26 protein-coding genes are annotated in these 26058 nt (G+C 59.0%); 17 read left to right on the top strand and 9 right to left on the bottom strand.

The window, feature by feature from the left end; translation table 11 throughout:
* The first annotated feature begins 52 nt into the window (after positions 1-52).
* Positions 53-655: a short chain dehydrogenase gene (locus ACTG1P_RS17245; protein ID WP_021231956.1), complete on the top strand. Its 603-nt coding sequence runs from the start codon at positions 53-55 to the stop codon at positions 653-655.
* A 127-nt stretch (positions 656-782) separates the two neighbouring features.
* Here the strand turns inward: ACTG1P_RS17245 and ACTG1P_RS17240 are convergent, their stop codons facing one another.
* From ACTG1P_RS17240 to dapA, 3 genes are all read right to left on the bottom strand, one after another.
* Positions 783-1886 carry a phosphoribosylaminoimidazolesuccinocarboxamide synthase gene (locus ACTG1P_RS17240; RefSeq protein ID WP_181269940.1) on the bottom strand — a complete coding sequence of 368 codons (1104 nt, stop codon included), beginning with the start codon at positions 1884-1886 and terminating at the stop codon, positions 783-785.
* A 167-nt stretch (positions 1887-2053) separates the two neighbouring features.
* Complete coding sequence (bamC, locus tag ACTG1P_RS17235) at positions 2054-3181, bottom strand: outer membrane protein assembly factor BamC (protein WP_440001796.1); 1128 nt, start codon at positions 3179-3181, stop codon at positions 2054-2056.
* Positions 3174-4061 (bottom strand): 4-hydroxy-tetrahydrodipicolinate synthase, encoded by an 888-nt coding sequence (dapA, locus tag ACTG1P_RS17230; RefSeq protein WP_440001795.1) that lies wholly within the window; start codon positions 4059-4061, stop codon positions 3174-3176. The genes bamC and dapA overlap by 8 nt, the downstream gene beginning before the upstream one ends.
* 205 nt (positions 4062-4266) lie before the next feature.
* On the opposite strand from dapA, the gene ACTG1P_RS17225 reads away from it, so the two are divergent.
* From ACTG1P_RS17225 to ACTG1P_RS17215, 3 genes are all read left to right on the top strand, one after another.
* Positions 4267-4800 carry a glycine cleavage system protein R gene (locus ACTG1P_RS17225; RefSeq protein ID WP_005341119.1) on the top strand — a complete coding sequence of 178 codons (534 nt, stop codon included), beginning with the start codon at positions 4267-4269 and terminating at the stop codon, positions 4798-4800.
* Positions 4801-4824: 24 nt separating this feature from the next.
* Positions 4825-5289, top strand: coding sequence for a thioredoxin-dependent thiol peroxidase (gene bcp / locus ACTG1P_RS17220; RefSeq protein WP_322862710.1), 465 nt, complete (start codon positions 4825-4827; stop codon positions 5287-5289).
* A gap of 163 nt (positions 5290-5452) precedes the next feature.
* Positions 5453-5953: a YfbU family protein gene (locus ACTG1P_RS17215; RefSeq protein ID WP_058057224.1), complete on the top strand. Its 501-nt coding sequence runs from the start codon at positions 5453-5455 to the stop codon at positions 5951-5953.
* Positions 5954-6013: 60 nt separating this feature from the next.
* Here ACTG1P_RS17215 and yfbV read toward each other — a convergent pair whose 3' ends face one another.
* Positions 6014-6454 carry a terminus macrodomain insulation protein YfbV gene (gene yfbV / locus ACTG1P_RS17210; protein WP_005339116.1) on the bottom strand — a complete coding sequence of 147 codons (441 nt, stop codon included), beginning with the start codon at positions 6452-6454 and terminating at the stop codon, positions 6014-6016.
* 304 nt (positions 6455-6758) lie between these two features.
* On the opposite strand from yfbV, the gene ACTG1P_RS17205 reads away from it, so the two are divergent.
* From ACTG1P_RS17205 to ACTG1P_RS17185, 5 genes are all read left to right on the top strand, one after another.
* Positions 6759-7961 carry an acetate kinase gene (locus ACTG1P_RS17205; RefSeq protein WP_216959287.1) on the top strand — a complete coding sequence of 401 codons (1203 nt, stop codon included), beginning with the start codon at positions 6759-6761 and terminating at the stop codon, positions 7959-7961.
* A gap of 54 nt (positions 7962-8015) precedes the next feature.
* Complete coding sequence (gene pta, locus ACTG1P_RS17200; RefSeq protein WP_440001794.1) at positions 8016-10196, top strand: phosphate acetyltransferase; 2181 nt, start codon at positions 8016-8018, stop codon at positions 10194-10196.
* Positions 10197-10575: 379 nt separating this feature from the next.
* Positions 10576-10896, top strand: a complete 321-nt coding sequence (locus ACTG1P_RS17195; protein WP_076495364.1) for a ComEA family DNA-binding protein — start codon at positions 10576-10578, stop codon at positions 10894-10896.
* 95 nt (positions 10897-10991) lie between these two features.
* Complete coding sequence (gene galU, locus ACTG1P_RS17190; RefSeq protein ID WP_069555871.1) at positions 10992-11903, top strand: UTP--glucose-1-phosphate uridylyltransferase GalU; 912 nt, start codon at positions 10992-10994, stop codon at positions 11901-11903.
* Between the two features lie 213 nt (positions 11904-12116).
* On the top strand, positions 12117-13514 hold the full coding sequence (locus ACTG1P_RS17185; protein ID WP_278168722.1) for a peptide MFS transporter: 1398 nt from the start codon (positions 12117-12119) through the stop codon (positions 13512-13514).
* 73 nt (positions 13515-13587) lie between these two features.
* Here ACTG1P_RS17185 and ACTG1P_RS17180 read toward each other — a convergent pair whose 3' ends face one another.
* Positions 13588-14559, bottom strand: a complete 972-nt coding sequence (locus tag ACTG1P_RS17180) for a response regulator (protein ID WP_278168724.1) — start codon at positions 14557-14559, stop codon at positions 13588-13590.
* A gap of 240 nt (positions 14560-14799) precedes the next feature.
* On the opposite strand from ACTG1P_RS17180, the gene ACTG1P_RS17175 reads away from it, so the two are divergent.
* From ACTG1P_RS17175 to ACTG1P_RS17165, 3 genes are all read left to right on the top strand, one after another.
* Positions 14800-15498, top strand: a complete 699-nt coding sequence (locus tag ACTG1P_RS17175; RefSeq protein ID WP_005349201.1) for a DnaT-like ssDNA-binding domain-containing protein — start codon at positions 14800-14802, stop codon at positions 15496-15498.
* A 71-nt stretch (positions 15499-15569) separates the two neighbouring features.
* Positions 15570-16424, top strand: a complete 855-nt coding sequence (locus ACTG1P_RS17170; RefSeq protein ID WP_005341142.1) for a DnaA ATPase domain-containing protein — start codon at positions 15570-15572, stop codon at positions 16422-16424.
* Positions 16425-16557: 133 nt separating this feature from the next.
* The gene (locus ACTG1P_RS17165; protein ID WP_440001793.1) at positions 16558-17193 is read left to right on the top strand and encodes an SDR family oxidoreductase; all 636 of its coding nucleotides are present in this window, start codon (positions 16558-16560) and stop codon (positions 17191-17193) included.
* Between the two features lie 110 nt (positions 17194-17303).
* Here the strand turns inward: ACTG1P_RS17165 and ACTG1P_RS17160 are convergent, their stop codons facing one another.
* The 4 genes from ACTG1P_RS17160 to ACTG1P_RS17145 all read right to left on the bottom strand — a co-directional run bounded on the left by ACTG1P_RS17160 (position 17304) and on the right by ACTG1P_RS17145 (position 22144).
* Entirely contained in the window at positions 17304-18500 is a 1197-nt protein-coding gene (locus tag ACTG1P_RS17160; RefSeq protein WP_440001792.1) for an ABC transporter permease, read from the bottom strand.
* Positions 18500-19645, bottom strand: coding sequence for an ABC transporter permease (locus tag ACTG1P_RS17155; protein WP_440001791.1), 1146 nt, complete (start codon positions 19643-19645; stop codon positions 18500-18502). The genes ACTG1P_RS17160 and ACTG1P_RS17155 overlap by 1 nt, the downstream gene beginning before the upstream one ends.
* Positions 19645-20649: an HlyD family secretion protein gene (locus ACTG1P_RS17150; protein WP_440001790.1), complete on the bottom strand. Its 1005-nt coding sequence runs from the start codon at positions 20647-20649 to the stop codon at positions 19645-19647. Before ACTG1P_RS17150 ends, ACTG1P_RS17155 begins: the two co-directional genes overlap by 1 nt.
* Before the next feature lie 73 nt (positions 20650-20722).
* Entirely contained in the window at positions 20723-22144 is a 1422-nt protein-coding gene (locus ACTG1P_RS17145; RefSeq protein WP_181223451.1) for a TolC family protein, read from the bottom strand.
* 299 nt (positions 22145-22443) lie between these two features.
* On the opposite strand from ACTG1P_RS17145, the gene dusB reads away from it, so the two are divergent.
* The 5 genes from dusB to ACTG1P_RS17120 all read left to right on the top strand — a co-directional run bounded on the left by dusB (position 22444) and on the right by ACTG1P_RS17120 (position 26048).
* Positions 22444-23409: a tRNA dihydrouridine synthase DusB gene (dusB, locus tag ACTG1P_RS17140; RefSeq protein ID WP_019445016.1), complete on the top strand. Its 966-nt coding sequence runs from the start codon at positions 22444-22446 to the stop codon at positions 23407-23409.
* Between the two features lie 26 nt (positions 23410-23435).
* Complete coding sequence (gene fis, locus ACTG1P_RS17135; protein WP_005309538.1) at positions 23436-23732, top strand: DNA-binding transcriptional regulator Fis; 297 nt, start codon at positions 23436-23438, stop codon at positions 23730-23732.
* A 112-nt stretch (positions 23733-23844) separates the two neighbouring features.
* Positions 23845-24726, top strand: coding sequence for a DMT family transporter (locus ACTG1P_RS17130; RefSeq protein WP_440001789.1), 882 nt, complete (start codon positions 23845-23847; stop codon positions 24724-24726).
* 258 nt (positions 24727-24984) lie between these two features.
* Positions 24985-25803 (top strand): DUF3100 domain-containing protein, encoded by an 819-nt coding sequence (locus ACTG1P_RS17125; protein WP_005339140.1) that lies wholly within the window; start codon positions 24985-24987, stop codon positions 25801-25803.
* Positions 25800-26048 (top strand): hypothetical protein, encoded by a 249-nt coding sequence (locus tag ACTG1P_RS17120; RefSeq protein WP_440001788.1) that lies wholly within the window; start codon positions 25800-25802, stop codon positions 26046-26048. The genes ACTG1P_RS17125 and ACTG1P_RS17120 overlap by 4 nt, the downstream gene beginning before the upstream one ends.
* Positions 26049-26058 lie beyond the last annotated feature (10 nt).

Genomic DNA, 26058 nt, shown 5'->3' with positions numbered 1-26058 from the left:
TCGCATTTTCTGTTGCGCTAGAATCGATACATCCCAACCAGGAGTGATGCAGATGAAAATTGTGATTGTGGGTGCCTCCGGCACCGTCGGCTCCGCGGTCAGTGAACTGCTTGCCAAAGATCATCAGGTGATCCGGGTCGGCCACAGCCGTGGTGATGCCACGGTCGATATGCGCGATCCCGCCTCCATCAAGGCGCTGTTTGCCCAGGTGGGCCAGTTTGATGCGCTGGTCGTCGCCAGCGGCAGCGTGGCCTTCAACGGCCTGACCGAGATGACCGACGAGCAGTGGCAGGTGGGACTGGAGAGCAAGCTGATGGGCCAGATCAACCTGACCCGAGCCGCCATTCCCTATCTGACTGACAAGGGTTCCATCACTTTGATCAGCGGTATTCTGAGCGAGGAGCCGATCAACTGGGGCGTGAGCGCCAGCACCGTCAACGGCGCCATCGATCACTTTGTGAAAGCGGCCGCCTGCGAGCTACCCAGAGGCCTTCGCATCAACGTGGTGAGCCCCACCGTGCTGGCGGAGTCGATGGACAAATACGCCGACTTCTTCCCGGGCTTCGTGCCGGTGCCAGCCGCCAAGGTAGCGCAGGCTTACAAGAAGTCGGTGTTGGGCATCCAGACCGGTCAGGTGTTCAGAGTGAACGGCTGATCGCCGCCCGCTAACCGCCAGACCAGCAATAAAAACGGGCCCCGCAATGGGGCCCGTCTGTTTATTTGCTTCTATCTTCCGCCACCAGCAAACGTTTGTTTCTAGGCAACAAAAAAGAGAGCAACCCTTAGTCGATCAGACCGTACTGATCGCGCAGCACCTCGATGATCTCCTGCTTGGGATTGGCAGAACGCGCCAGCTTGTGGCCGATGATCTTCTCGGCGATCCCGACATAGGTGTTGGAGATATCCATCATCACTTCGGTCGGCAGCTTGTTGTCGCGGGCCAGGGCAAAACGTTCCGGCATGCGGTTCTTATTAAGCAGGATGTCCGGATCCGGGAAGTGGTTGAGCAGCCACTGACGGAAACCCTCTTTGGACTTCTCGACAATCTGACCGTCGCGCAGGGCCGCGCCATCCCAGATACGGGAGCTGTCGGGGGTGCCCACTTCGTCCATGTAGATCAGCTTCTCGTTGCCAGCGGCATCGTGGACGTAACCAAACTCGAACTTGGTATCGACGAAGATCTGATCCAGCCCGGCCAGCGCGTCGCTGATGACGTTGAAGCCCTCTTTGAGCAGCACTTCGTAGCGGTCGATGTCGGCCGGTTTGCTGAAGTTGAAGCCTTTATAGTGGCGCTCGATATCGGCACGGGAGACGTTGACGTCATCGGCTTCCGGCACGCCATCCAGCCCAGTCAGCACGCCCTTGGTGGAAGGGGTGATGAGGATCTCCGGCAGTTTCTGATCCTTTTTGAGCCCTTCCGGCAGGGTGATGCCGCAGAACTCGCGCTCGCCATCCTTGTAGGCACGCCACATGGAGCCGGTGATGTATTGGCGGGCAATCGCCTCGATCATCACCGGACGGGCTTTTTGCACGATCCAGACGAAAGGGTGCGGAATATCCAGAATGTGGCTGTCGGCCAGTCCTTTCTCCTTGAACAGCTTGAACCAGTGGCTGGAGATGGCGTTGAGCGCAGCCCCTTTGCCCGGCACGCCGTTCAGGCCATCCACACCTTGCCAGATGCAATCGAAGGCCGAGATGCGATCGCTGATCACCATGAGGGCGAGGGGCGCATCGGCCGGCACATCATAGCCTTTCTCTTTTATGAGCCGGGCACTGTCTTCGGGGGTCAACCAGTAGACGCTGCGCACTTTGCCGGAATGGACAGGTTTATCGGTACGGATCGGCAAATCGTCATTCACCGCCAATACTTGATCTGCAAGACTCATGGCTAATAACACTTCCTGTTTGTGGGGGGTAAACATCGCGAGTTCCTCACCTGCGCGCTCTGTTTGCAACGGGCAGGCAAAGGGGGTCGCATCATCGAAAACCGCTCGGAATCCCCGCGTATTCAGGGGCATTCTGATAACAAAACAGGGGCACAAGGCCCCTGTATTTATTCTGCTTTTGCTGCTGCCTGATCGGCCAGCCCCTTGGCGAACGCCTCGGACAGGCTGATATACATCTGGGAGATAACCCCGGACGATACCGGCTTCTTGTCCTTGTCGAACAGGGTGATGGAGGTCTTGCCTCCCGCCATTTCGCCAAGCTGGAAGCGGTATTTCTCCTCCTCCAGTTTGAACGGCTCGCTCCCTTTCGCCTTCCAGAACTCGGCGCCCGGCTCTTCGTATTCAACGTCGATCCAGCCCAGTGACTGCTGGGTATCCTTGATGGTGAAACCGTAAGCGGGCAGTACCTGGTTGAGGCGACGCCACACCTGGTCAAAGGAGCCTTCGGCAATCCAGGCGCTCAGTTCGTTGTTGTCCAGACCCAGTTGCAGACCCATTCCATCGTTGGACTTGTACTGCTCGCGGGCTTTCAGCTGGCTGTCGTAATAGAGAGAGAACTGGTTCAGCACTCGCGCGGCATAGCGCTGGGCATCGGCAGGGGTCAGCTTATTGCTGGTCTCGCCGTCGATGGTCTCTTCGTGATCCAGTACCCGGACCGACATGTTGACGGCGTGGCGCTGGGCGTCGTTGCGTACGGTGAACTGGTAACGCTGACGGATTTTGAAGTCTTCGTCATCTTCACCCCAGCCATCGAGGGCGACCGTGTTGTCAAACCAGCCGGTCTGCAATACGCCATCCTGCTGATCTAGCTTCTCGGTGGTGACCTTGTGTTTGGCCAAGAAGTTCATCAGGAACGACCAAGTATCGCGCTCCACGCTCTGGCTGGTGCTCAGGGCATAGAAGGCAACGGTCGGTTCGGTTGCGCTCTGCACTACCTGACTGCCCGGTACCACGGTCAGCAGTTGAGCGGGTGGGCGCACATCAACCTGGGCGCCGAGGGCACCTTCACGGCTGCTTTCGGGAAGCGGCGGGATATCGTACTGGCTGTTGAAGGTGGGGGCACTCAATCCTGCGGGGATCAAGAACGCGCGGCCCTCGAGGCGGGCATCTTCATAACCGAAGTCGCGGTTGGCCATTTTGCGATCCTGGGGTGTGCTGCAACCGGCCAAGACGGCCACAGTCGCAACGCTCAGCACCAGACGGGCTCTATTTCCCTTTCCATTAGATTTAAACACTCGCCATCAACTCCGCTGTGGTCAGTGCTCGCGCCATCAGCTGTTCGCCCTCGGGGGTGAGGTCAACCAGCGGCAGGCGCAAGGTGGCTGTTGCAATCAACCCCAGTTGGGCACAGGCCCATTTCACCGGGGTAGGGCTCGGTTCGCAGAACAGAGTCTTGTGCAACGGCATCAAGAGATTGTTGATGTCATGTGCCTGTCCGGCATCACCGGCCAGCGCAGCACGACACATGTCGGCCATCTGGGCCGCTGCAATATTGGTGGTGACCGAAATCACGCCATCGCCACCTTGCAGCATAAAATCACAACCAGTGGCATCGTCGCCACTGTAGAGAGCAAACTCCGGCCCGCACAGTTCGCGCAGCTGCGGGGTGCGGCTCAAATCGCCGGTTGCCTCTTTCAAACCGATAATGCCGGGAACCTTGGCCAGACGGGCCACTGTCTCCGGTTTGAGATCGCAACAGGTGCGACCGGGCACATTATAAAGAATTTGGGGCAGACCACTAGCCTCGACGATCGCACAATAGTGGCGATAGAGACCTTCCTGAGTGGGCTTGTTGTAGTAAGGAGTCACCGAGAGGCCCGCCACCACGCCGGTTTTGGCCAGTCGCTTGGTCAATTCAATGGCATGGGCGGTATTGTTGGAGCCGCAGCCGGCGATGACGGGAATGCGTCCGGCGGCATACTCAACGGTCTTTTCAACGACGGCGATATGCTCCTGCTCGCTCAGGGTCACAGATTCCCCTGTGGTGCCCACCGCAACAATGGCGCTGGTCCCCGCGCTGACATGATAGTCGACCAGCTTGGCCAGACTGGCCCAATCGACTTCACCTGAAGCCAGCATGGGGGTAACGAGCGCAACAATACTACCGCGTAACATGGACTTTTCTCCCGATTTTCAGGGGCGTAATGGTAAAGCTGACCCCTTTGAAAAACAAGGGAGAGAGGGGGCAAGCCGTGATACCATCCGGAACAAAAAGTAATGGACGAAAGTCGGCAGCGCCCCTCAGGGAGTGGTCATCAGGGTCGGAGGGTTGGCTTGCCAGCGCGGCTTTCGCAACGAAATAACGGACGAGAGAAGATTTATGACTCACTACCTGGTCGTAACGGCCATCGGCACGGACAGGCCTGGCATCGTCAATGAAGTGACCCGCCACGTCAGTGGCTGTGGTTGCAACATTGTGGACAGCCGCCTTGGCATCTTCGGCAATGAATTTACCTTTATCATGCTGCTCTCGGGCGACTGGAACAGCTTGATGCAACTCGAAATCAGCCTGCCCCTGCGTAGTCAGGAGTGGGATCTCATCACCATGATGAAACGCACCGAGCGCCACCAGTCCCTGCAGTATGACGTCCGCGCCAGTGCCGATCTGTTGATCCGCGACGAGCCGGGCATCGTAAGCCAGTGCACCCAGTTTTTCAGCGAACATGGCTGGAATATTCAGGCGATGCAATCCATGACCCTGGAGCAGCAGCCGTTCAACCTACTGAAGATCAGTTTTCAGCTCAATCTGGCCAGAGAGGGTGAAGTGGAAGGTTCGCAAACCGCCTTCGCCGAATTCTGTCGTCAACTGGGTGCCGAATCGTTCGAGTTTATCGTCAATCGCAAACACGCCTGAAGGCGTTTTACCCGAGGAGACCCCATGCAACCACTACAAGCTGGCAGCCCCGCCCCCGATTTCTCCCTGCCCGACCAGAATGGCAATCAGGTCAGCCTCGCTGGCCTGCGCGGCAAAAAAGTGCTGGTCTACTTCTACCCCAAGGCGATGACTCCCGGCTGCACCACCCAGGCCTGCAGCCTGCGCGATGTGAACGCCGAGCTGGCAGCCCTCAATGTGGTGGTGCTTGGCATCAGCCCGGATCCGGCCAAACGGCTGAAAAAGTTCGAAGAGCGGGACCAGCTCAACTTCACCCTGCTGGCCGATGAAGACCACGCCGTCGCCGATGCCTTTGGCGTCTGGGGCCCGAAGAAATTTATGGGCAAGGAGTATGACGGCATTCACCGCCAGAGCTTCCTGATCGACGAAGAGGGCAAGATTGCCCACCACTTCGACAAGTTCAAAACCAGCGATCACCATCAGGTGGTACTGGATTTACTCAAGGGATAACCTTCCCCTGCGTCATTGAAAGGCCTGCCATGCAGGCCTTTTTTATCTGGCCAGCCGCCCCTTGCCAACGGATTTTTCTCACCAACTCCCCCGCCCAGATCAAAAAATTCATTTTATATATGGGTTAACGTGACCCCAGAATCATCTTCCAGCGAGATATCCCATGAACATGAGCAACACTGAGCGTTTGATCCTGAGCAACCAGTACGAAATTCTGGCGAAACTCAATCCGGAGAAAGCGGACATCTACCAGCGCGCCAGCACCATCATCGAGCGCGGCTACTGCCTGCAGATCCTCGAGCTGGAGAAGAGCTTCGGCCATCTGGATCTGGCGACCTGCCAGGAGGTGATCGACACCCTGGAGCTGCACCACGCACTGGCCATCTCATGGGGCAATCTGGATGCCGCCGATCAGGGCGAGATCAACGCCAGTCGGCTGGAGTTCAACGGCTACAGCCGCAGCCAGGAGCGTGAGCTGGCCGACTACGTCTGCTTCCTGCTGGAGGTGGACAAGCGCTTCCCCGAGCTCAAGTGCCCGTGCGACGAGCTCTCCAGCGACATCGCCATGCGCGACAAATACCAGCGGATGCTGACTGTATGGCGTCAGTGCCCCCGTCAGTACAAGCTCTCTATCCAGGAGATCCGCAAGGTGCTGGCGGCCTGAACCGCAACACCGACCGCAACAAAAAAGGCGCCAGTGGCGCTTTTTTGCATCTGAAACGGGTTATTCGTAGAGAAAGGATTTATCTAGCTGCTGGAAGGCAGCCTTGAGGGTATCGGCCAGCTCTTCATAGCGCGGTTGTGACACCAGCTGACGACGGCCCCCCTGCTCGTTCATCTTGCCGTTGATCTCCCGATACCAGCTCGCCAGCGAAGGGGGCAAACGGGTGTCGGCCCGCTGGCCGAGCCAATAGTAACCTTGCAGCGGCAAACTGAGCAGAAACAGCACCGAGGTGATGACGGAGGGCCAGTAGTGCAGCTCGCCAAACTGGAACTGCAGCATCACGCTCAGCACAGCCAGCGCGGGGATCACCTTGAGAGCGAACTCGGTCGCCTTGATCACCCGATTTTCTGGAAACATCGAATTGAGCTCGGGACGGCGCGGCCAAAGCGTCATATAATGGCGGCCTTGCTGTAACTTAGTTCCAAAAATGTTCATGCTCATACTACCTCCGAGCGCTTTTTGAACGTACTAACGGCAAAACCTCGACAAAATTTGATGCAAAGTAACAAAGGTTGAGGATGACTTTGTTATTTTTCAACAATCGGGTTATCCTTTGTACGCCCATTTTTGCGTCAAAAGCTTCTTGCTATTGACCTGTCAGGGACGTCTGGATTTCGGGTCTTGTATCACTATACAAGGGGCAAGCAACAGATTGCCAACCCTCATAAGGATAAGTTGAAAGTTTTTGGCCGCACCGCGTCCAACGCATCCGCCTACACAACCCAATCTGCGATAGGATTTATTCATGAGTAAGCTGGTTCTTGTTCTTAACTGTGGCAGCTCTTCCCTGAAGTTTGCCGTCATTGACGCAACCACCGGTGATGACCTGCTGTCCGGCCTGGCCGAGTGCTTCAACCTCGACGACGCCCGCATCAAGTGGAAACTGAATGGCGAGAAAGGCAGTGCCGATCTGGGCGCGGGTGCCGCTCACCAGGAAGCGCTGGACTTCATCGTCAACAAGATCCTGCCGCTCAATCCGGAACTGTCCAAGAACCTGATCGCCATCGGTCACCGTGTAGTTCACGGTGGCGAGCGCTTCACCTCTTCCGTTGTCATCTGTGAAGATGTGATTGCCGGCATCGAAGCTGCTGTTCCGTACGCACCGCTGCACAACCCGGCTCACCTGATCGGTATCCGTGAAGCTCGCCGCGTATTCCCGGCGCTGGCTGACAAGAACGTGGCCGTATTCGATACCGCGTTCCACCAGACCATGCCGGAAGAAGCCTTCCTGTACGCTCTGCCGTACAAGCTTTACAAAGAGAACGGCATCCGTCGCTACGGCGCTCACGGCACCAGCCACTACTACATCAGCCTGGAAGCTGCCAAGCAGCTGAACAAGCCGGTTGAAGAGCTGAACATCATCAACTGCCACCTGGGCAACGGCGGTTCCGTCTGCGCCATCAAGAACGGCAAATCTGTTGATACCTCCATGGGTCTGACCCCGCTGGAAGGCCTGGTGATGGGTACCCGCTCCGGCGATCTGGATCCGGCCATCATCTTCTTCCTGCACGACAAGCTGGGCATGAGCGTGGCCGATATCAACACCATGCTGACCAAAGAGTCCGGCCTGCTGGGTCTGACTGAAGTGACCTCCGACTGCCGTTTCGTTGAAGACAACTACGACAGCAAAGAAGAAGCCAAGCGTGCTATGGACGTTTACTGCTATCGCCTGGCCAAGTACATCGGCGCCTACGCTGCCGCCATGGACGGTCGTCTGGACGCCGTTGTTTTCACCGGTGGTATCGGTGAAAACTCCGCCCCGATCCGTGAAATCACTCTGAACAAGCTGGGTCTGCTGGGCTTTGACGTTGATCACGACGCCAACCTGAAGGCTCGTTTCGGCAAGGGTGGCGAGATCACCAAGGCTGGTTCTACCAAGGCCCTGGTTATCCCGACCAACGAAGAGTGGGTTATCGCCCACGACGCGCTGGAACTGGTCGGCGCTTAATTGACGCAGTAACTCGAGGCCGCCCACAGGGCGGCCTTTTCCTGATCCCAAAAAATGAACAAGGGGTATAAAGTGGCACGCACTATTATGCTTATCCCGGTCGGCACTGGTGTCGGCGTAACTTCCGTGAGTCTGGGCGTTGTTCGCGCCATGGAGCGTCACGGTGTCAATGTCAGCTTCTTCAAACCGGTTGCCCAGCCGCGTCCGGGTGAAACCGGTGCCGAGCGCTCAACCGCCGTTATCCGCGCTGCTGCCAACATCAATCCGCCCGAGCCCTTCACCCTCTCCTACGCCGAGAACATGATCAGCTCCAGCAACACCGACATCCTGCTGGAAGAGATTGTTGCCCGCTTCGAAGAGCACGTGAAATCCAGTGGTGCCGAAGTGCTGGTTGTCGAAGGTATGGTGCCGACCGACAAGCAGCCCTTTGCCAACAAGCTGAACTACGACGTCGCCAAGGCACTGGACGCTGACATGGTATTCGTGACCCACCCGGGCCATGACTCCAGCCAGAAGCTGAAAGAGCGCATTGAGCTGGCCTGCTCCAACTTCGGTGGTGTCAACAACCCCCGCATCGTTGGCTGCGTGATCAACAAGGTTGGCGCGCCGGTTGACGAGCATGGCGTAACCCGCCCTGACCTGACCGAGATGTTCGAAGCCCATCACCACGCTTCCGATGCGGCCCACAACCTGGAAGTGCTGCAAGTGTTCGGCAAGAGCCCGCTGCGCATCCTGGGTTGCATCCCCTGGAACACCCAGCTGATCGCCCCGCGCGCCAAGGATCTCGCCAAGCATCTGGCCGCCAAGATCCTGCACAAGGGTGAGCTGGACAGCCGTCGCCTGCAGACCGTGACCTTCTGTGCCCGCTCCATCCACAACATGGTCGAGCACTTCCGTCCGGGCAGCCTGCTGGTTACCTCCGGCGATCGCTCCGACGTCATCGTCTCCGCCTGCCTCTCCGCCATGAACGGCGTCAAGCTGGGCGCCCTGCTGCTGACCGGTAACTATCATCCGGAGCCGCAGGTCATGGCGCTGTGCCAACAGGCCATGGCCACCGGCCTGCCGATCATGATGACCGGCACCAACACTTGGCAGACCGCCGTCAGCCTGCAGAACTTCAACGTCGATATTCCGGAAGATGACCGCGAGCGTATCGAGCTGGTACAGGACTACGTCGCTGGCCACATCGACAAGCACTGGATCGAGTCGCTGACCGTCAGCTCTACCCGTTCCCGTCGCCTGAGCCCGCCGGCATTCCGTTATCAGCTGACCGAGCTGGCCCGTCAGGCCAACAAGCGTGTCGTGCTGCCGGAAGGCGACGAGCCGCGCACCATCAAGGCTGCCGCCATCTGTGCCGAGCGTGGCATTGCCCGTCCGGTACTGCTGGGTAACCCGGAAGAGATCCGTCGCGTTGCCGAACAGCAGGGTGTTGTTCTGACCGATCGCGTCGAGATCATCGATTCGGCCGTTGTACGCGAGCGCTATGTGCCGCGTCTGGTCGAGCTGCGCAAGAACAAGGGCATGACCGAAGTGGTTGCCCGCGAGCAGCTGGAAGACAACGTGGTACTGGGTACCATGATGCTGGAACGCAATGAAGTTGACGGTCTGGTATCCGGCGCGGTACACACCACTGCCAACACCATCCGTCCGCCGATGCAGATCATCAAGACCGCTCCGGGCTCTTCCCTGATCTCCTCCATCTTCTTCATGCTGCTGCCTGACCAGGTGCTGGTCTACGGTGACTGCGCGATCAACCCGGATCCGACTGCCGAGCAGCTGGCCGAGATCGCCATCCAGTCCGCCGACTCTGCCGCCGCATTCGGCATCGAGCCGCGCGTCGCCATGATCTCCTACTCCACTGGTACCTCTGGCGCCGGTGCCGATGTAGAGAAAGTGCGTGAAGCGACTGAGCTGGCCAAGGCCAAGCGCCCCGACCTCATCATCGACGGCCCGCTGCAGTACGACGCGGCCATCATGGAGAACGTGGCCAAGTCCAAGGCACCGAACTCACCGGTTGCAGGTAAAGCCACCGTGTTCGTCTTCCCGGACCTGAACACAGGTAACACCACTTACAAAGCGGTGCAGCGTTCCGCTGACCTGGTCTCCATCGGCCCGATGCTGCAAGGCATGCGCAAGCCGGTCAACGACCTCTCCCGTGGCGCCCTGGTTGACGACATCGTCTACACCATCGCCCTGACCGGTATCCAGGCTGCCCAGGCTGACGAACAAGCTTAATCAGCTCTAGCCTGAAAAAACCGATCACAAAGGCTGCTCACCCCAGGTGAGCAGCCTTTTTAATTAGTTCTCTTTTGAAGACCAGTGAAACATGCCATCAGCGCAGTGTTGCACAGAATAATGCCATGTGATGTGCCAGAAATGTCTCGAGCGTAGCGCCCGCGGGAAAGCGTGCCCGCCACCTTAAAGATGTATCTAAAATAGATTCAAGATCATAAGGTTGGATATATGAGGGCATTCATTGCTAAGCGCTTATAGCAAATATTTCGCCATCGGCATGAGGATTTGACCTGTTAGAAATAGCAGTAAAAAAGACCCGTTCGATACGCTATTTCTCAAAGTGCCCACTCGGCAATATCCACATCATGGAGGAATGGAAATGCTGATGAAGAAGCTCTCTGCAATCATGCTGTTAGCCTGCTTGCCCCTGTTCAGCCAACCCGTGCTGGCCGCAGATAAGGCAGCACCCAAGCAAACAACCACAGCCGAGGTCGCCAAGGAGTCCGGCAAGCTGAATATCAATACCGCCACCCTTGCCGAACTCACCAGCCTGAAAGGGATTGGCGACAAGAAGGCACAAGCCATCGTCGACTATCGGGAAAAACAGGGAAAGTTCACCTCGGTCGATCAGCTGGCGGATGTCAATGGCATTGGCCCGGCCACGCTGGAAGCCAACAGGGACATGATAATAGTCAAATAAAGTCGAATGGATCAGTTGCAAATGGGGCAGCCTGTAGCTGCCCCATTTTTCTTGGGGTATGATTGCCGCACTTTAATCCCGCTGGATAGTTTTCCATGAAAAAGACTCCTCTTGTTGTTCGTAAGGCCGTGCTCCCGGTAGCCGGTCTGGGTACCCGTATGCTGCCAGCCACCAAGGCCATCCCGAAAGAGATGTTGCCAGTGGTCGACAAACCGCTGATCCAGTACGTAGTGCGCGAAGCCATCGCCGCCGGGATCAAGGAGATCATTCTGGTCACCCACTCGAGCAAGAACTCCATCGAAAACCACTTCGACAAGAGTTTCGAATTGGAAGCGACCCTCGAGAAGCGAGTCAAGCGTCAGCTGCTGGAAGAGGTGCAACAGATCTGCCCGAAAGACGTCACCATCATGCACGTCCGTCAGGGCGAGGCCAAAGGTCTGGGCCACGCGGTGCTGTGCGCCCGCCCGCTGATCGGTGACAACCCGTTTGCCGTGCTGCTGCCGGATGTGCTGATCGACGACGTTGCCAGCAACCCCAAGCAAGACAATCTGGCCGAAATGGTGCATATGTACGAAGAGAACCAGATCAGCCAGATCATGGTGGAAGCGGTTCCCGAGAGCGAAGTGGACAAATACGGCATTGCCGACATCAAGGGTGAAGCGCTGACCGAAGGGATGTCCCTGCCGATGCAGGCCATTGTCGAGAAGCCGCCCCGTGACGAAGCCCCCTCCAATCTGGCGGTGGTGGGTCGTTACGTCCTCTCCTCCAATATCTGGCCGCTGCTGGAGAAGACCCCGGCCGGTGCCGGTGACGAGATCCAGCTGACTGACGCCATCGCCATGTTAATGGAGCAGGAGCAGGTCAACGCCTACTTCATGAAGGGCAAGAGCCACGATTGCGGCAGCAAGCTCGGTTACATGAAAGCCAATGTGGAATATGGTGTGCGCCATCACGAGCTGAATGGTGAATTCATCGGCTGGCTGAAGCAGTTCGTCAAGCAGTTGTAATCGCTGATAAATCTGTTTTTTATAGACGTATTTAAGGGGCATCAAATGATGCTCCTTTTTCATTTTTGCAACAAAAAATCAATCAAGAGTAAATAAACTCTCAGCAAATCATAATGTTGTAATTTATTCACACATGCTCTATAAGGATTGAGGCGTGTTTCTCGCCCTTGCATAAAAAACTCAAAAAAATATAAGACACAGGTGGAAGTTCCAATGAATAACCCGTCAAAAGGGACCTTTTTAGGTCACCCTAAAGGGCTTTTTTTGCTCTTTAGTACTGAACTGTGGGAGAGATTCTCCTATTACGGCATGCGTGCCGTGCTGGTGCTCTATCTGACCGACCTGACTGCCAATGGCGGTCTGGGCTGGAGTCAGGCAGATGCCCTCAAACTCTACGGTATCTATACCGGTCTGGTTTATATCACTCCGCTGATCGGCGGCTGGCTGGCTGACACCTTCCTGGGTCAACGTCGCGCCATCCTGATCGGTGCCGTGCTGATGGCCGCAGGTCAGTTCACTCTGGCACTGCCCCACGCCATGTTCCCGGATATGGTCAACACCATGTTCTACGCGGGCCTCGCGCTGCTGATCGTGGGTAACGGCCTGTTCAAACCGAACATCTCCACCATGGTGGGTGACCTCTATGAAGAGGGCGATCACCGCCGTGATGGTGCTTTCACCATCTTCTACATGGGGATCAACCTGGGTTCCCTGCTGGCAGGCGTGATCTGTGGTGCTGCAGCCACCGCCTACGGCTGGCAAGCTGCCTTCGTCGGCGCCGGTATCGGTATGCTGCTCTCTCTGGTGATCCAGGCCACCATGGCCCAGCGTTTCCTGGGTGACATCGGTCGCGTCACTGCCGCCCAGCGCGCAGCCGCCCTGCGTACTACCGAGCAGAAAGCACCGCTGACCAAGCAGGAAGTGGATCGCATCAAAGTTATTCTGGTACTGGGTCTGTTCACCATCATCTTCTGGGCCGGTTTCGAGCAGGCCGGTGGTCTGATGAACCTCTACACCCAGGAGTATACCGACCGCATGATCGGCAGCTTCGAAGTGCCGACCGCCTGGTTCCAGTCCCTGAACCCCTTCTTCATTATCACCCTGGCACCGGTCGTTGCGGCCATCTGGATCAAGCTCGGCAAGAAAGAGCCGAACTCTCCGGTGAAATTCGCCATGGGTCTGCTGTTCCTGGCTATCGGCTTCCTGTTCATGGTCGGTGCCGTGCTGCAGCAGGGTGGTGACAACACCGTCAAGACTTCCATGTTCTGGCTGGTAGGTGCTTACCTGTTCCACACCCTGGGCGAGCTCTGCCTCTCCCCGATCGGCCTCTCCATGGTGACCAAACTGGCTCCGCTGCGTCTGGCTTCCCTGATGATGGGCGCCTGGTTTGGCTTCGTTGCCTTGGCCAACTACGCTGCGGGCTTTATCGGCTCCTTCGTGGGTGAAGCCGGTCCGATCGCCATCTTCGGTGGCATCGCCCTGGCGGCGGTACTGAGCGCCCTGATCCTGCTGACCATGGCCAACCGCCTGGTTTACTGGATGCACGGTGCCGAAGGCCCGGCCAAAGAGCCGCAAGCTCAAGAGAAAAAACTGCACTCCGCCGCCGTCTAAACGGTCAGGATTGTAAACAACAAACAGGGCGCCCATCGGCGCCCTGTTTGTTTGGGCATGTAGTCAGACGGCATCAGTGATGACGAACCTGCACATCAAGCGAGCCGCCGCTGTCGCTGCGAAACTGCAGGGCGAACGGTTCATGCCAGCTGCGTTTGTGCAGAGCGTAGTGGCTGCTGCGCATCAGGCCAAGGGGCAAGCCGCCGGAGCGCATCAACCAGTGGGGAGAGGTGAGCCCTGCGTTGGCAAACACCAACCCATCATGCTGATCAAACAGCAGCGCCGCCATGGCAAAAGAGTGACGAAGCCCGGACGCCATCAACTGATGGTTGAGGTATTCGAGCAACCGGTGAGGCTGGCTCAGCAACCGGCTCTCGTTCTGCTGAAACTGGCGGTAGGGGACGTTCATCAAGGATCGCACCAGTGCACCACAAAATGCCGCATCCGTCCCCATGATCGGCAGCTCCATCACCAGCACCAGCAGCTTGTCTTCCACCTTGAAGGTATCGGGAATAAACAACTGCCCCAGCCCCTTGAACGTGACCTGCCAGGGGCCCCACTCCTGCAAGCCCGGCGGCTTGAGCCCCGCCAGCAGGCGGCTGGCCGCCTTGTCGTGGGCACTGAAATAGTCGATGTGATCCATCAGCTCCAGCTGCTGCGCCCGGTTGGCGCTGCCGTTGAGACACTGTTCGATACTGCGCTCGACCAGCGCGTAATCCTCAAGGGGTTTGAGCAGATAGTCCCGCGCACCGGCACGCAAGGCGCTGGCGACCGCCTCCATGGTGCTCTGGGCCGAAATGACGATAACCGGAATATGGGGATAGCGCGCAGAGAGGCAGGCGATCACTTCGTGGCCATCCATATTGGGCATATTGAGATCGCAGAGCACCACATCGGGATGGTAGAGAGCAGCGGCCGATAGCCCCTCAATACCATCTTCGGCCTGAAATACCGTTGCCCCGTCCCGTGCGAGGTAACTTACTAACGAGTGGCGAAAAACGGCCTCGTCCTCCACCACCAGGATCCGTAGCCCGGCTTTTGACATCTTGATAAAGCTCTTATTAGTCAATTGGTTATTTAGGTATTAAGACTAGCTCAAAAGTACGGTCAGCGCGGAAACCCTGCGTCAAAAGTAGACCTCGATCATACGAAGGCATCAAGAGAACCCCATCCGCCCGCCCAGCTCTATTCGCTCGGGTGGCCCCGCGACTACGACCGCCATCCGAATTGTGCAAGTGGGCGCCATAAGGGATAATGCCCCCCACTCCAGCTCGTGAAGAAGACCATGACCCCAGCCGAATACAGCGCCCTTGCCCACCCAAGATTGTCCCATCCGGCCCGCAGTCTCTACACCCTGCAGCTGCGCCGACTGGTGCTGGAAAATCAGGCGGCCAGGCTCAACTATCCCGAGCTGGGCCGGGCGCTGGCAGTGGTCGATCCGGGTGATCCCTGCGGCTTCTCGTTTCAGGTCAATGCCCGTCAGCTCACCGAGCTGTTCGATGAACTGATGGAGGCGGGCCTGCTGCAGGTCGAGGCACAGCCCGAGAGTGAGCACTACCATCAGTGCCCTTTTCAGTTGCCGCTGCTGACCCAGAAATTGCGCAGCCCGCTGCCGGAGCGCCCCTTCCAGATGCACCTGCAATGGCGACCGGACGAAGAGCTGCCCGCCCTCGCCCGTCTGTGCGGGGTGATCGATGCCAGCTATAGCGAAGAGGATCTAGGGGAGTTTATCGCCTACTGGCTGGGGCGCCCCGAGGTATTCGACTCCCAGCATCAATGGATGCTCAAGTTTATTCGCGCCCTCAAGACCCGCCGCTATACCCGTCGCAAACCGATGGAGGTGCAGGGCTACCAGCAGGTGACCCCGGCCCCGGCAGAGTCGGGCCCCAGCAAACGGGCCCAACAGATGATTGAAGAGGCCAAGCGACTGGCCCAACAGCAGACGCAAGAACCTGCTGCGCAGCAGGAGCCGGATAATGATTGATAGCGGCCCCCGCCTGCAGGCAGAATCAACCCCTTGTCTACCCATCCCTGATCGAGCAGAAGGAGCATTCCATGACTGACCCGCAAGATCCCCTGCGCCAGGAGCTGGAAGAGATCGAAGCCAAGCGCCAGAAGATCGCCAAGGCCAAGCAGGATCACCGCATTCACGACCCGGAATTGAGCCGCCATGTAGGTGGCCTGCTGGAGCGCATTCGTCGCCTGCAACAAGAGACCGGCGGCGGCCAGTATGACTACGAGACCCTGCGCAAGGAGTACGACGCCAAGGCCAATGCCGAGGTGCGCGAGCTGCAGAAGGCGGCCCGTCAGGAGCGGATCCAGAAACTGATCGCCCAGGCCGACCTCAACCCTGACTGGGTATTTGACAAGATGGATGCCGGTGACCCGGCGCTGCAATACCCCATCGAGACCGCCCGTTACTTTATCAGCGGTTTCGAGCACTGGGAGAAGAGCGGTGGCGGCTGCATGCTGATCTACGGCGACTATGGCACCGGCAAGTCGACCCTGGCGGGGGCGGTGGCACACGAGCTGATCGCCCGTCACCAGAAATCGGTGATCTTCCAGCAGTGGGCCTCCATCGTCGATCGGCTGTTCTTCAACGTGATCCCCGATCAGGATGAGCGCAACCAGTACCGCCGCGCGCTGGAAGAGGTGGATCTGCTGATCATCGACGAGGTATCGGCCAACCGCGCCAAGATGGCGGAGAGCCAGTCCAGCTTCCTCGGCCACCTGCTGCGCCGTCGTCGCAACCTGTCAAAGAGCGTCATCATCATCACCAACCACACGCCCCAGACCCTGCATCAGGCGATCGGTGATTTCAGCTATGAGGCGATAAAGGCGTTCAATCCGGTGGATATCCACCTGAGCGGTCCCAGCCGTCGCCCCAGCATCGGCAACTACAACGGCTGATCCCTCTCAAAGAGTGCAAGTCGCTGGCGGCTCGCACTCTCTCCTCGCTGCCAGCTCACAAATAGAAACAACTCTCATTTACAGCAGACGAACAAGCCACTAGGCTAGCCCCTTTTGCCAAGGGAGCTCAGCTATGCCAACCACACTCATTTTTGGAGCCAGCCGCGGGCTGGGCCGCGCCTTTACTCATCACGCCCTGAGCCAGAGTCACCGGGTCGTTGCGCTGGTACGCAGCCCCGAGATGGCCACAGAACTAGGTGCGTTGGGGGTCGAAGTGATCGAAGGGGATGCGCTGGATCCGGCTGCGGTACAGCAGGCATGTGCCCGGGCGGGGCAAGATGCACAGGTCGTCTCTACCCTCGGCAGCTTCCGTCAGGCCGCGCCGGTGGACTATCAGGGCAACCGCCATGTGATCGATGCCATGGAGCAGGCAGGCCTGAAACGGCTGCTGCTGGTCACCTCCCTCGGCTGTGGCGACAGCTGGCAATATCTGCCGGAGCGGGCCCGCGCCGCCTTCGGTCACGAGGTACGTCTCAAGAGTCTGGCGGAGAGCTGGCTGCAGACCAGCGCCCTCGCATGGACCATTCTTCGCCCGGCGGGCCTGCAGGATGGCGACGCCACCGGCCGCGCCGAACTGAGTCAGGGCAAGGAGGTACACGGACTGGTGCGCCGCGCCGATGTGGCCGCCCAAGGGCTGCGCCTGCTGGCGGATGAGACGGCGGTGGGACAGATCTACGCCATCGGGGATCCCACGCTCCAGCGCGGCTAAAGCAGCAGTAAAACCGCTTAACCCCACCACATAACAAAACGGTCAGCCCAAGGGCTGACCGTTTTCGCTATACCGCACACGCCATCTCACGGGCGCTTGCACTATCCCGCTTAACCGGTGGTGGTTTCACCCTGCACGACTGATGGGCGGACAACTGGCAGCGACCGCTGACGCCAGCGCAGCAGCAGGCAGGCCAGCACCCCGTAGAGCAGCACCAGTCCCCACAACTGCCACCAGTAACCGGACACTTGTGCAAAACTCGCCCCCATCTGGTTCAGGCGCAGAAACCCCTCGATAGCGGCGGTGCTCGGTACCCACTGGGCCAGCCAGTTTAAGGGAACCGGGATCAGCTCCAGCGGCCAGATAAAGCCTGCCAGAAAGACCAGCGGTAGGGAGGAGATCAGCACCACCTGAGTGGGCAGATCCCGCCGGGTAAAGAGCGCACCCAGTACAATCCCGAGCCAGCCGGTCGCCAGCAGGAACGGCAGGGTGAATAGCCACATCTCCAGCGGAGTGGCATGACGGGCAATGTTGTAGTGATCAAAGCAGAAACCAAGGAAGTAGGAGATCGGCAATACAAAGAGCCCGCACACCACCAGAGTTCTGGCCAGCAGCAGCGGCAGTACCGGCGCGCTTTGCCAGTAACCCTGCTCACCACGGCAACTGCGCTGGTTCTGGGTCGCCCCCAGGATCCCCGCTCCCATCAGCAACACCTGATGCAGGATCAGCACGAACACCGCCGGTACCACGTAGTTGACGTAGCCCATGGTGGGGTTGAACACCGGCACCACGTTGAGGGCCACCGCATTCCAGCCCATGGCCGCTTGTGGCAGCGCCTCGCCGTGGCTCAGCAAGCGCGCCACCTTCACTTGCGCCGCGAGGGTGCCCCCCGCCTGCGCCAGCCCCTCGGCAATGGTGCCGTAGACCAGAAAGTAGGAGGCATCACCGGCATAGCTCAGGGTCACGCTCTTGCCCTGCATCAGATCCCGATAGAAGTGGTTGGGGATATGCAGGATCCCGCTCGCCTTCCCGGCCATCATCAACTGACGCGCCTCGGTCAGCGAACTGGCCCGTTCCACCAGCTTGACCTGCGGCGTGGCATCAGCCATGAACTCCAGCTGGCGCGAGAGCTGGCTGCCATCCTCGTTGACCACCACCACCGCCTCTTCCCGCGGCAACTGATGCAGATAGGGCTGGGGATAGAGAAACGAGTAGAAGATCACCCCGCCAAACAGGGTGAGCATGATGGCGCGATCCGCCAGCAGGGTGCGCAGTTCGAGGCGCAACAGATCGACAAATCCCAGCATCACTCAGGCTCCTTCTCTGCAACCGCTGATTGACGGGCAAGCTCAGCCTGCTGCTTGTAGCGACGAACCACCAGCAACAGTGGGAGCAGGAAAAGCAGCAACGCACCCAGTTGCGGCAACGCCGATGCGAGGGACAGACCATAGTTGCTCTGGCCAATCTGCAGCTCCACATAGTGGGAGACCGGCAACAGGCTGCGCCAGAAGCGGGCGAAATCCCCCATGGCGCTCACCGGAAAAGTGACCCCCATAAAGGCGAAACCGGGCGCCGTGTAAGCACCTGCCAGCGACAGGGCGCGTGCCGGATCCCGAATGATGCCGTAAAAAAACGCTCCCATGGTGACGCAGGCGGCCGAGGCCAGCCCCAACCCAACCACCAGCACCAGCCAGCTGCCGTGCATGGGGTAGGCAAATCCCTTGAACAGCAGCAGCGTCCAGACAATCCCCCACCCCCAGCCAATCAGCGCGTGGGGCAGCAGGGTGCGCCAGAGACCAAACCAGACACCGCGAGTAGTCCAGTCCAGCCCCAGCCGATCGGTACGGGCCAGCGCATTGAGGCCGAACAGCCCCACCAGGATCTGCCACACCGCGGGCAGAATGGCACTCAACAGAAATTGGGCGTAGCTGGAGTTGAGGTTATAGAGCGCCGTCACCTGACTGCTGATGGGCACCGACTGCCCGAGTGCACCGGGCAGCGCCTTGCCGTCAGCCATCGCCTCCAGCACGCCCACCTGACCATTGAGAGTACCTACCACCTGCGCCAGCGCCGAGTTGACCAGCTTGGCGATCAGGATGAACTGGCCGTTGTTGAACACAGTCACCTGCGGCTGGATGCCCTGACGGGCATCTCGCTCCAGATGGTTGGGGATCACCACCAGCGCATAGATGTCGCCGCCGCGCAGGGCGTGGGCACCGGCATCGATGGAGTCGAACTGTTGCGCGACCTTGAGCCCGGCCGAGCCATCCAGCGAGAAGGCGAGCTGGCGCGACAGCACGCTGTGGTCGAGATCCACCAGCCCCACCTTGAGGTCGCGGGCCAGCCCTGCCGAGAAGATCCAGCAGAGGATCCCCATCAGCAGCAGCGGTACCCAACTCATCAGGGCACGGCTGAACGGGTCCTGCCACAGCAGCCGAAATTCACGTCCCATCAGAGTTCAACCAGCACGCTCATGCCGACCCGCAACCCGTCGATCGGTTGCAGCGGACGGGCCTCCACCTGGAAGCTCTTCATATCGAAGCCCTGACGGGTATCGGTGGCACGCCAGGTGGCGAAATCCCCCATCACGGCCACATGGGTCACCTTGAAGCGCACGGTCTGATCGCCAAGGCCCGGGATGCGGGCATCAAACTCGGTACCGACCGGGAAGCGGGGCAGCAGATCCTCGCGCACGTGGAACTGGGCCCAGGCATCGCTCATATCGAGCAGGGTCACCACCGGGAAGCCTTGCGGCGCCAGCTCGCCGCTGCGCAGCAGTACCTGACTCACTTCACCATTGTGAGGACTGGTGATGCGGGTATCGGCCAGATAGGCTTCTACCTCGGCAACGGAACCGGCCGCCATCTTGGCCTTCTCACGGGCGGCGATCTTGGTCTCTTCCCGCGCCCCTTCCAGCGCCATCTGGTACTGCTGCCACGCCATCCCTTCGCTGTACTTGGCGGCTTGCCAGGCTGTCCAGGCCTCGTCGCGTTTTTGCAGTGGCATCACACCATCGCGGTGCAGGCTGGCGACCCGCTCATAGGTCTTGCCACGCAGCAAGGCAGCAGCCTTGGCTTTTTGCCACTGATCCTTGGCTGCAGCGATCTGCTGGGCTCGGGCCCCTTTCTCGGCCTCTTGCGCCATGGCCCCCGCAGCGGCTTCACCGGCTTTGGCCTGACTCAGCTTGGCTTCAATCTCGGGGCTCGCCAGAGTAAAGACCAGCTGATCCCTGGTCAGCTGATCGCCTTTTTTCACCAGCACCTCGTCGATACGACCCGGCACCTTGGAGGAGACCGAGTACTGCTGAGCCTCAATCTGCCCTTGCAAATGCACCGGCTCCGGCTGATAGGCCAGCCAGAAGCGCCAGCCGAGCCAGACCACCAGGATCACCAGCACCAGCGGCAACAACAGCGGTTTACCCTGGCTCATCTTCTTTTTGATGGGGGGATGGCTCATCACTTCACCTCGACAAACGGGCGACCCTTGGCGGTCGAAACAGAGATAGAAAAAGGAACGGACTGGAGTGCGATCATGAGTTCACCTCGATCACCTGACCATGCTGATATTGATTGAAACTGTTCATCTGGCCGGAGAGCGCCAGCAGGCGGGCCAGCGACACCACATATTGATAGGCCGCCGCCGCGCGCTGGGTCTTGACCCCCGCCAGCTGGTTCTGGGCATCCACCACATCAAGAGAGGTAGAGAGCCCCTGGCCGAAGGCCTTGTCACGCAGCAGTACGTTCTCCTCGGCCAGCGCCTGGGTAGACGAGAGAGACTGATACTCCTCCAGCCCCTGCGCAGCTTCGCGCCAGGTCTTCTCAACGAGCAACTCCAGATCCTGGCGGGTCTTGGCTTGCAGCAGATTGACCTGCAGCTCGGCGCTCTTGGCGGCCTGTACCGTCTCGGAGCGGCCATCACGGCTTACCAGCGGCATGCTGACACCCACTCCCACCAGCCAATCAGGCGCGGTCTTGGAAGCGATCGAATCATCTTCATAGAGGTTGTAGTTGCCGAACAGGAACACTTCGGGGGCATATTTGCCCTTCTCCATCCGGATCATTCCCTTGGCCTGCTCCTTCTTGGCGCTGAGCAGCTTGAGACCGGGGTGCACATCGAGGGTTTGGCTCACCAGCCCATCGAGGCGCGGCAACTCCTTGTTGACGAACAGGCCACTGTCAGGTTCGGCGCGGGGTAGCTTGAGCATATGACCGAGGGCCAGCTCGGCGATCTCGAGGCCACGGCGGGACTTCTGGGTATCGATGCGGGCCCGATCATAGGCTGACTGGGCAGAAAGACGTTCCACCCTGGCGATCTGGCCCTGCGCTTCGAGCTTCTTGGCGTGATCCAGATGGTGGGCCAGCCCCTCTTCGATCTCCTGCTTGGTCTGCACTACCTGAGCGGCCAGTACTACACCGAAATAGGTCTGGGAAAGGCTTTCAAACGTGGACTGTTGCTTGAGCACCAGCAATTGCTGCGCCTCGCTCACCTGCGCTTGGCGGATATCCTGCGCCGCATCGATACGGCCGCCAGTAAAGAGCGGCCAGAGCATTTTGACCGAGCTGGTCACCACATTCTGTTTGGTGAGAGGAGTGACAAAATCATCAGGTGAGAGGTGAGGAAGAGGGACTGGCAATTGGCCCAGAATGCCTTGCAGCGCTTTGATCATCTCGGGATGGTTGGCGATGGGGTTGAGATCCATCATGTCCAGCTCCATCGGTTGATCGAGGTGGGTATAGCTGGCCCCCAAATCCACCTTGGGCAGATACATGTCCCTGGCCGCCTCGCGCAGTTGCTTGGCCCGATCGACCCCGGCCTGCTCGGCAGCCAGCCCCTCATCCTGCTGGATGACCCGGGTCCAGGCTTCGCCGAAACTGATGGTCTGCGCCTGCGCTGAACCCAGCACGGCTCCCATCAGACACGGCCAAAGTGATTTAATGAACCTTGACGTCATAGATCCCCGCTCCCCAATCCGCTTTTGCTTCATAAATGTTTGGAGCATTTGCTCGGTTTAAGCTCGCTATCATAACGCAAAGCGGGCCTGCAAGTGGACTGACAATTATGCCGACATCCGACCCGAATGGTACAGCCTTCCGTTCCCGGCAATCTGGCCGTTTTTCAACAACTCCAGAATTTGCAAGCCTTGGCGCGACGTTTTTTTCAGAAAAAAATGGCTGACGCTCAAATACTAACCTTTTCTCCTGCCTAAAAAATGCGTAATATACGCCGCCCTAAGCCGATGGTAACCGTGGAATGCAGATAGGTCCCCACACGCTTGAAACTCCCTTGATTGTGGCTCCCATGGCCGGTGTAACTGACCGACCATTCCGTGAACTTTGTTTGCGATTGGGGGCTGGCATGGCCGTTTCCGAGATGCTGCTGGCCAACCCGGATGTCTGGGATACCCAGAAAACCCGGATGAGGATGGATCACTCTGCAGAAGGCGGATTGCGATCGGTCCAGATTGCCGGGGCCGACCCCGAGATGATGGCGTTTGCTGCCCGCTACAACGTGGAGCAGGGCGCACAGATCGTCGACATCAACATGGGATGTCCGGCAAAAAAAGTGAATAAGAAGTTGGCAGGTTCTGCCCTGCTGCGTGCCCCCGATCAGGTCAAAGCAATTTGCCGGGCCGTGGTGGATGCAGTGGAGGTGCCTGTCACCTTGAAGATCCGCACAGGATGGGATCCGGATAACCGCAATGGCGTGGAGATCGCCCGAATCGCCGAAGATTGCGGTATCGCGGCCCTTGCCGTGCATGGTCGTACCCGTGCCTGCCTCTACAAGGGCGAAGCGGAGTACGACACGATCAGGGCGATTAAGCAGGCCGTATCGATTCCTGTTGTCGCCAATGGTGACATCAACAGCCCGGAGAAAGCCCGGTATGTCCTCGACTATACCGGCGTTGACGCCGTGATGATCGGCCGAGCTGCGCAAGGACGACCCTGGATTTTCCGGGAAATCCGTCATTTTCTTGAGACGGGCACCAAGCTGCCGCCTCCCGAGAGGGAAGAGGTTCGCACCCTGATGAACGAGCATGTAACCAACCTGCACCGGTTTTATGGTGCATATCTGGGAGCGCGCATAGCCCGTAAACATGTGGGCTGGTATCTGGATGAAGAAGAGACGGGCCGAGAATTCCGTAAGCACTTCAATGCCCTGGATTGCGCAGACGCGCAACTTGAGGCACTCGAAGCGTATTTCGATGGATTAGGTTAACAAGATAACTAAAGAGCCGACCGAATATGTTCGAACAAACCCTGACTTCTGATGCATTGGTAACAACTACTCACAATCACGCTGCCGAGCCGACCCAGCGCCCCCTGCGTGACTCTGTGCAACAGGCCCTGCGTAACTACCTGGCCCAGTTGAACGGTCAGGAAGTGATTGATCTGTACGATATGGTTCTCTCCGAAGTCGAAGCGCCGATGCTGGACGTGATCATGCAGTACACCCGTGGTAACCAGACTCGCGCTGCCGTGATGATGGGTATCAACCGTGGCACCCTGCGCAAGAAGCTCAAGCGTTACGGCATGAACTGATTGCTGGCCGCGAGCCGCGACGGCGGTTCAAGGCAGATGCGAAAGGCGCCAGGTAGCAATACCTGGCGCCTTTCCTTTATGCTCTCCCCTCCATTTCACCATGACGACCCCGATGAACCGCACTCCCCTGCTGCTGATGGTACTGGTCACCCTGCTGGCCGCTGCCGGCTGGCTCTTCTCGAAAGAGGCGATCCGCGAACTGCCCCCTGCCGCCTTTATCGGCAGCCGCTTCCTGCTGGCGGCGCTGCTGTTGCTCCCACTCGCCTGGCTGCGTGAACCGCCGCCGACCCGCGCCCAGCTGGTGCGCGCTGCCGGTTGCGGCACATTGCTCGGTGCCAGCCTGCTGCTGTGGGTCACCGCCATCAGCCAGAGCGATGCGCTGGGCAGCGGCGCCTTTATCATGAGCGTCGCCACCCTGATGGCCCCGCTGGCCGCATGGGGAGCCTTTCGGGCCAAGCCCGGCCGCCACTACTGGCTCACCCTGCCCATCGCCATCGCCGGTTTGCTGCTGCTCTCCAGCAGCACCCACTGGGGCGTGTCGCTCTCGCTGTTCTGGTTTCTGGCGGCGGCCACCACTCTCGGCATCCAGCTTGCCGTCCATCGCCACTTCGCCCAATCCATTGCCCCCACCTGGCTCACCTGCATCCAGCTGGCGATGACCGGCCTGCTCGGCACCCTGCTCTCACTGCTGACCGAACAGTGGCCCGAGGCTGGAGTCAGCCACGGCATCTGGGGATGGTTTGTGGCGAGCGTCTTGATCGCCACCACATTGCGCTACTGGCTGCTCACCCATGCATTGAGCAAGATGACTACCGCCCACGCCGCCCTGATGATGCTGCTGGAACCGGTCTGGACCCTGCTGCTGAGCACCCTCTTCTACAGCGAACCCCTCGGCGGCGCCAAACTGGCCGGTGCCGGACTGGTGCTCGGCGCTCTGGTGCTCTACCAGCTTCCCCTGCTGCTGCGCAGTGCACGGCTCAAAACGCCCGTCTGATCCGCGTCACCGCCCTGCGGGGCGGTGTCCCCATTTCCCTCCTGTTTGCTTATCTTGTCCTGCCAATGCTGACGTTCTGTTAACGGCATTTAACCCTTGGTATCCATAGGGTTAAAGGGCATACCCCATGAAAAAATGCCATATGGCCAGCTTGATGAAGGTCACATTCCTCCCCCGCGACCCTCCCTATCATGCCCCCATCATCGGTCTGGACAATCCTGACGATGGCCACACATGGGAATAACAAGAGAAAAAACTATGCAGCAAACCAGCCCCCTCAAGACGGTCACGGTCAGCATATTGGCAACCGCCATGCTGATCTTTGTGGCCCAGTACCTGATAGGTAAACAGGAGATCAAGATCGGCATCGCCATCATCCCGATCCTGCCGATGCTCTTTGCCGTCATCATCGGCATGATTGTCTCCGCCAAACCGGTCAAGGATCGCATCCCCGGCTGGAAGCAGCTCTTCACCGAGAAAGAAGAGGGCTTCTGCGGCAAGATGGTGGGCTTCAGCCTGCTGATCCTGGGTACCCAGTACGCGGGGATGATCATCCCCAACCTGAAGATGATCCTGAGCGTCGGCGTGCCGCTGTTCCTGCAGGAGATTGGCAACCTGCTGCCGATCCTGATCGCCATTCCGCTGGCGGTGAAGTTCGGCTTTGGCCGCCGCGCCATCGGGGCCTGCTCCTCCATCAGCCGTGAGCCGTCCGTTGCGGTAATTCAGGGCAAGTTCGGCACCGGTTCCCAGGAGTACATCGGTGTGCTGGCCATCTACCTGTGCGGCTCCGTCATCGGCACCCTCTGGTTCAGCGTGCTGGGCAGTATCGCCCCGCTCACCGGCCTGCATCCGCTGGCGCTGGCCGCCGGTTCCGGCGTGGGCTCAGGCTCCATGCTGAGTGCCGCCTCCGGAGCCCTGATCAACGGTCTCGATGAGGCGCTGGCCCAGCAGGTGCTGAGCATCGCAGCCGCATCGAATCTGCTCTCCTCCGCTCTTGGCGCCCTTTCCCTCACCTATCTGGGTCTGCCGCTCGCTGAAAAAATCTATGCCCTGACTGCCAAAGGAGAGAAAGCATGAAAAGCATCGTAATGGATATGCGGTTCGTCTTTCTGGCGATCCTGCTGGCCATGTTTACCCAGACCCTGACCACCGGCACCCCGCTCTGGCTGATGGGTGACAGCTTCATCGCCATGTCGCTGGTGGTGTTCGCCTCGCTGATTGCCAAGCGCTATCTGCCCTCCTCCCTGCCGGCGTTTGCCTATGCCACCATCATCGGCATTCTGATCTGCCTGCCGGAGACCCCGGTGCGCGGCCTTCATTGACGCCGTCGCC

The organism is Aeromonas sp. 11P (genome assembly GCF_051920165.1).
GTDB lineage: Bacteria > Pseudomonadota > Gammaproteobacteria > Enterobacterales > Aeromonadaceae > Aeromonas > Aeromonas veronii.
The sequence above is the reverse complement of the archived record's forward strand: the minus strand, read 5'-3'. Positions and strand labels throughout refer to the sequence as shown.

Bases quoted from the DNA above. Each gene is read 5' to 3' on its own strand.
- ACTG1P_RS17245 (WP_021231956.1), top strand. From the start codon at position 53: ATGAAAATTGTGATTGTGGGTGCCTCCGGCACCGTCGGCTCCGCGGTC.
- ACTG1P_RS17240 (WP_181269940.1), bottom strand. From the start codon at position 1,886: ATGAGTCTTGCAGATCAAGTATTGGCGGTGAATGACGATTTGCCGATC.
- dapA (WP_440001795.1), bottom strand. From the start codon at position 4,061: ATGTTACGCGGTAGTATTGTTGCGCTCGTTACCCCCATGCTGGCTTCA.
- ACTG1P_RS17225 (WP_005341119.1), top strand. From the start codon at position 4,267: ATGACTCACTACCTGGTCGTAACGGCCATCGGCACGGACAGGCCTGGC.
- bcp (WP_322862710.1), top strand. From the start codon at position 4,825: ATGCAACCACTACAAGCTGGCAGCCCCGCCCCCGATTTCTCCCTGCCC.
- ACTG1P_RS17215 (WP_058057224.1), top strand. From the start codon at position 5,453: ATGAACATGAGCAACACTGAGCGTTTGATCCTGAGCAACCAGTACGAA.
- yfbV (WP_005339116.1), bottom strand. From the start codon at position 6,454: ATGAGCATGAACATTTTTGGAACTAAGTTACAGCAAGGCCGCCATTAT.
- ACTG1P_RS17205 (WP_216959287.1), top strand. From the start codon at position 6,759: ATGAGTAAGCTGGTTCTTGTTCTTAACTGTGGCAGCTCTTCCCTGAAG.
- pta (WP_440001794.1), top strand. From the start codon at position 8,016: ATGAACAAGGGGTATAAAGTGGCACGCACTATTATGCTTATCCCGGTC.
- ACTG1P_RS17195 (WP_076495364.1), top strand. From the start codon at position 10,576: ATGCTGATGAAGAAGCTCTCTGCAATCATGCTGTTAGCCTGCTTGCCC.
- galU (WP_069555871.1), top strand. From the start codon at position 10,992: ATGAAAAAGACTCCTCTTGTTGTTCGTAAGGCCGTGCTCCCGGTAGCC.
- ACTG1P_RS17185 (WP_278168722.1), top strand. From the start codon at position 12,117: ATGAATAACCCGTCAAAAGGGACCTTTTTAGGTCACCCTAAAGGGCTT.
- ACTG1P_RS17180 (WP_278168724.1), bottom strand. From the start codon at position 14,559: ATGTCAAAAGCCGGGCTACGGATCCTGGTGGTGGAGGACGAGGCCGTT.
- ACTG1P_RS17175 (WP_005349201.1), top strand. From the start codon at position 14,800: ATGACCCCAGCCGAATACAGCGCCCTTGCCCACCCAAGATTGTCCCAT.
- ACTG1P_RS17170 (WP_005341142.1), top strand. From the start codon at position 15,570: ATGACTGACCCGCAAGATCCCCTGCGCCAGGAGCTGGAAGAGATCGAA.
- ACTG1P_RS17165 (WP_440001793.1), top strand. From the start codon at position 16,558: ATGCCAACCACACTCATTTTTGGAGCCAGCCGCGGGCTGGGCCGCGCC.
- ACTG1P_RS17160 (WP_440001792.1), bottom strand. From the start codon at position 18,500: ATGCTGGGATTTGTCGATCTGTTGCGCCTCGAACTGCGCACCCTGCTG.
- ACTG1P_RS17155 (WP_440001791.1), bottom strand. From the start codon at position 19,645: ATGGGACGTGAATTTCGGCTGCTGTGGCAGGACCCGTTCAGCCGTGCC.
- ACTG1P_RS17150 (WP_440001790.1), bottom strand. From the start codon at position 20,649: ATGAGCCATCCCCCCATCAAAAAGAAGATGAGCCAGGGTAAACCGCTG.
- ACTG1P_RS17145 (WP_181223451.1), bottom strand. From the start codon at position 22,144: ATGACGTCAAGGTTCATTAAATCACTTTGGCCGTGTCTGATGGGAGCC.
- dusB (WP_019445016.1), top strand. From the start codon at position 22,444: ATGCAGATAGGTCCCCACACGCTTGAAACTCCCTTGATTGTGGCTCCC.
- fis (WP_005309538.1), top strand. From the start codon at position 23,436: ATGTTCGAACAAACCCTGACTTCTGATGCATTGGTAACAACTACTCAC.
- ACTG1P_RS17130 (WP_440001789.1), top strand. From the start codon at position 23,845: ATGAACCGCACTCCCCTGCTGCTGATGGTACTGGTCACCCTGCTGGCC.
- ACTG1P_RS17125 (WP_005339140.1), top strand. From the start codon at position 24,985: ATGCAGCAAACCAGCCCCCTCAAGACGGTCACGGTCAGCATATTGGCA.
- ACTG1P_RS17120 (WP_440001788.1), top strand. From the start codon at position 25,800: ATGAAAAGCATCGTAATGGATATGCGGTTCGTCTTTCTGGCGATCCTG.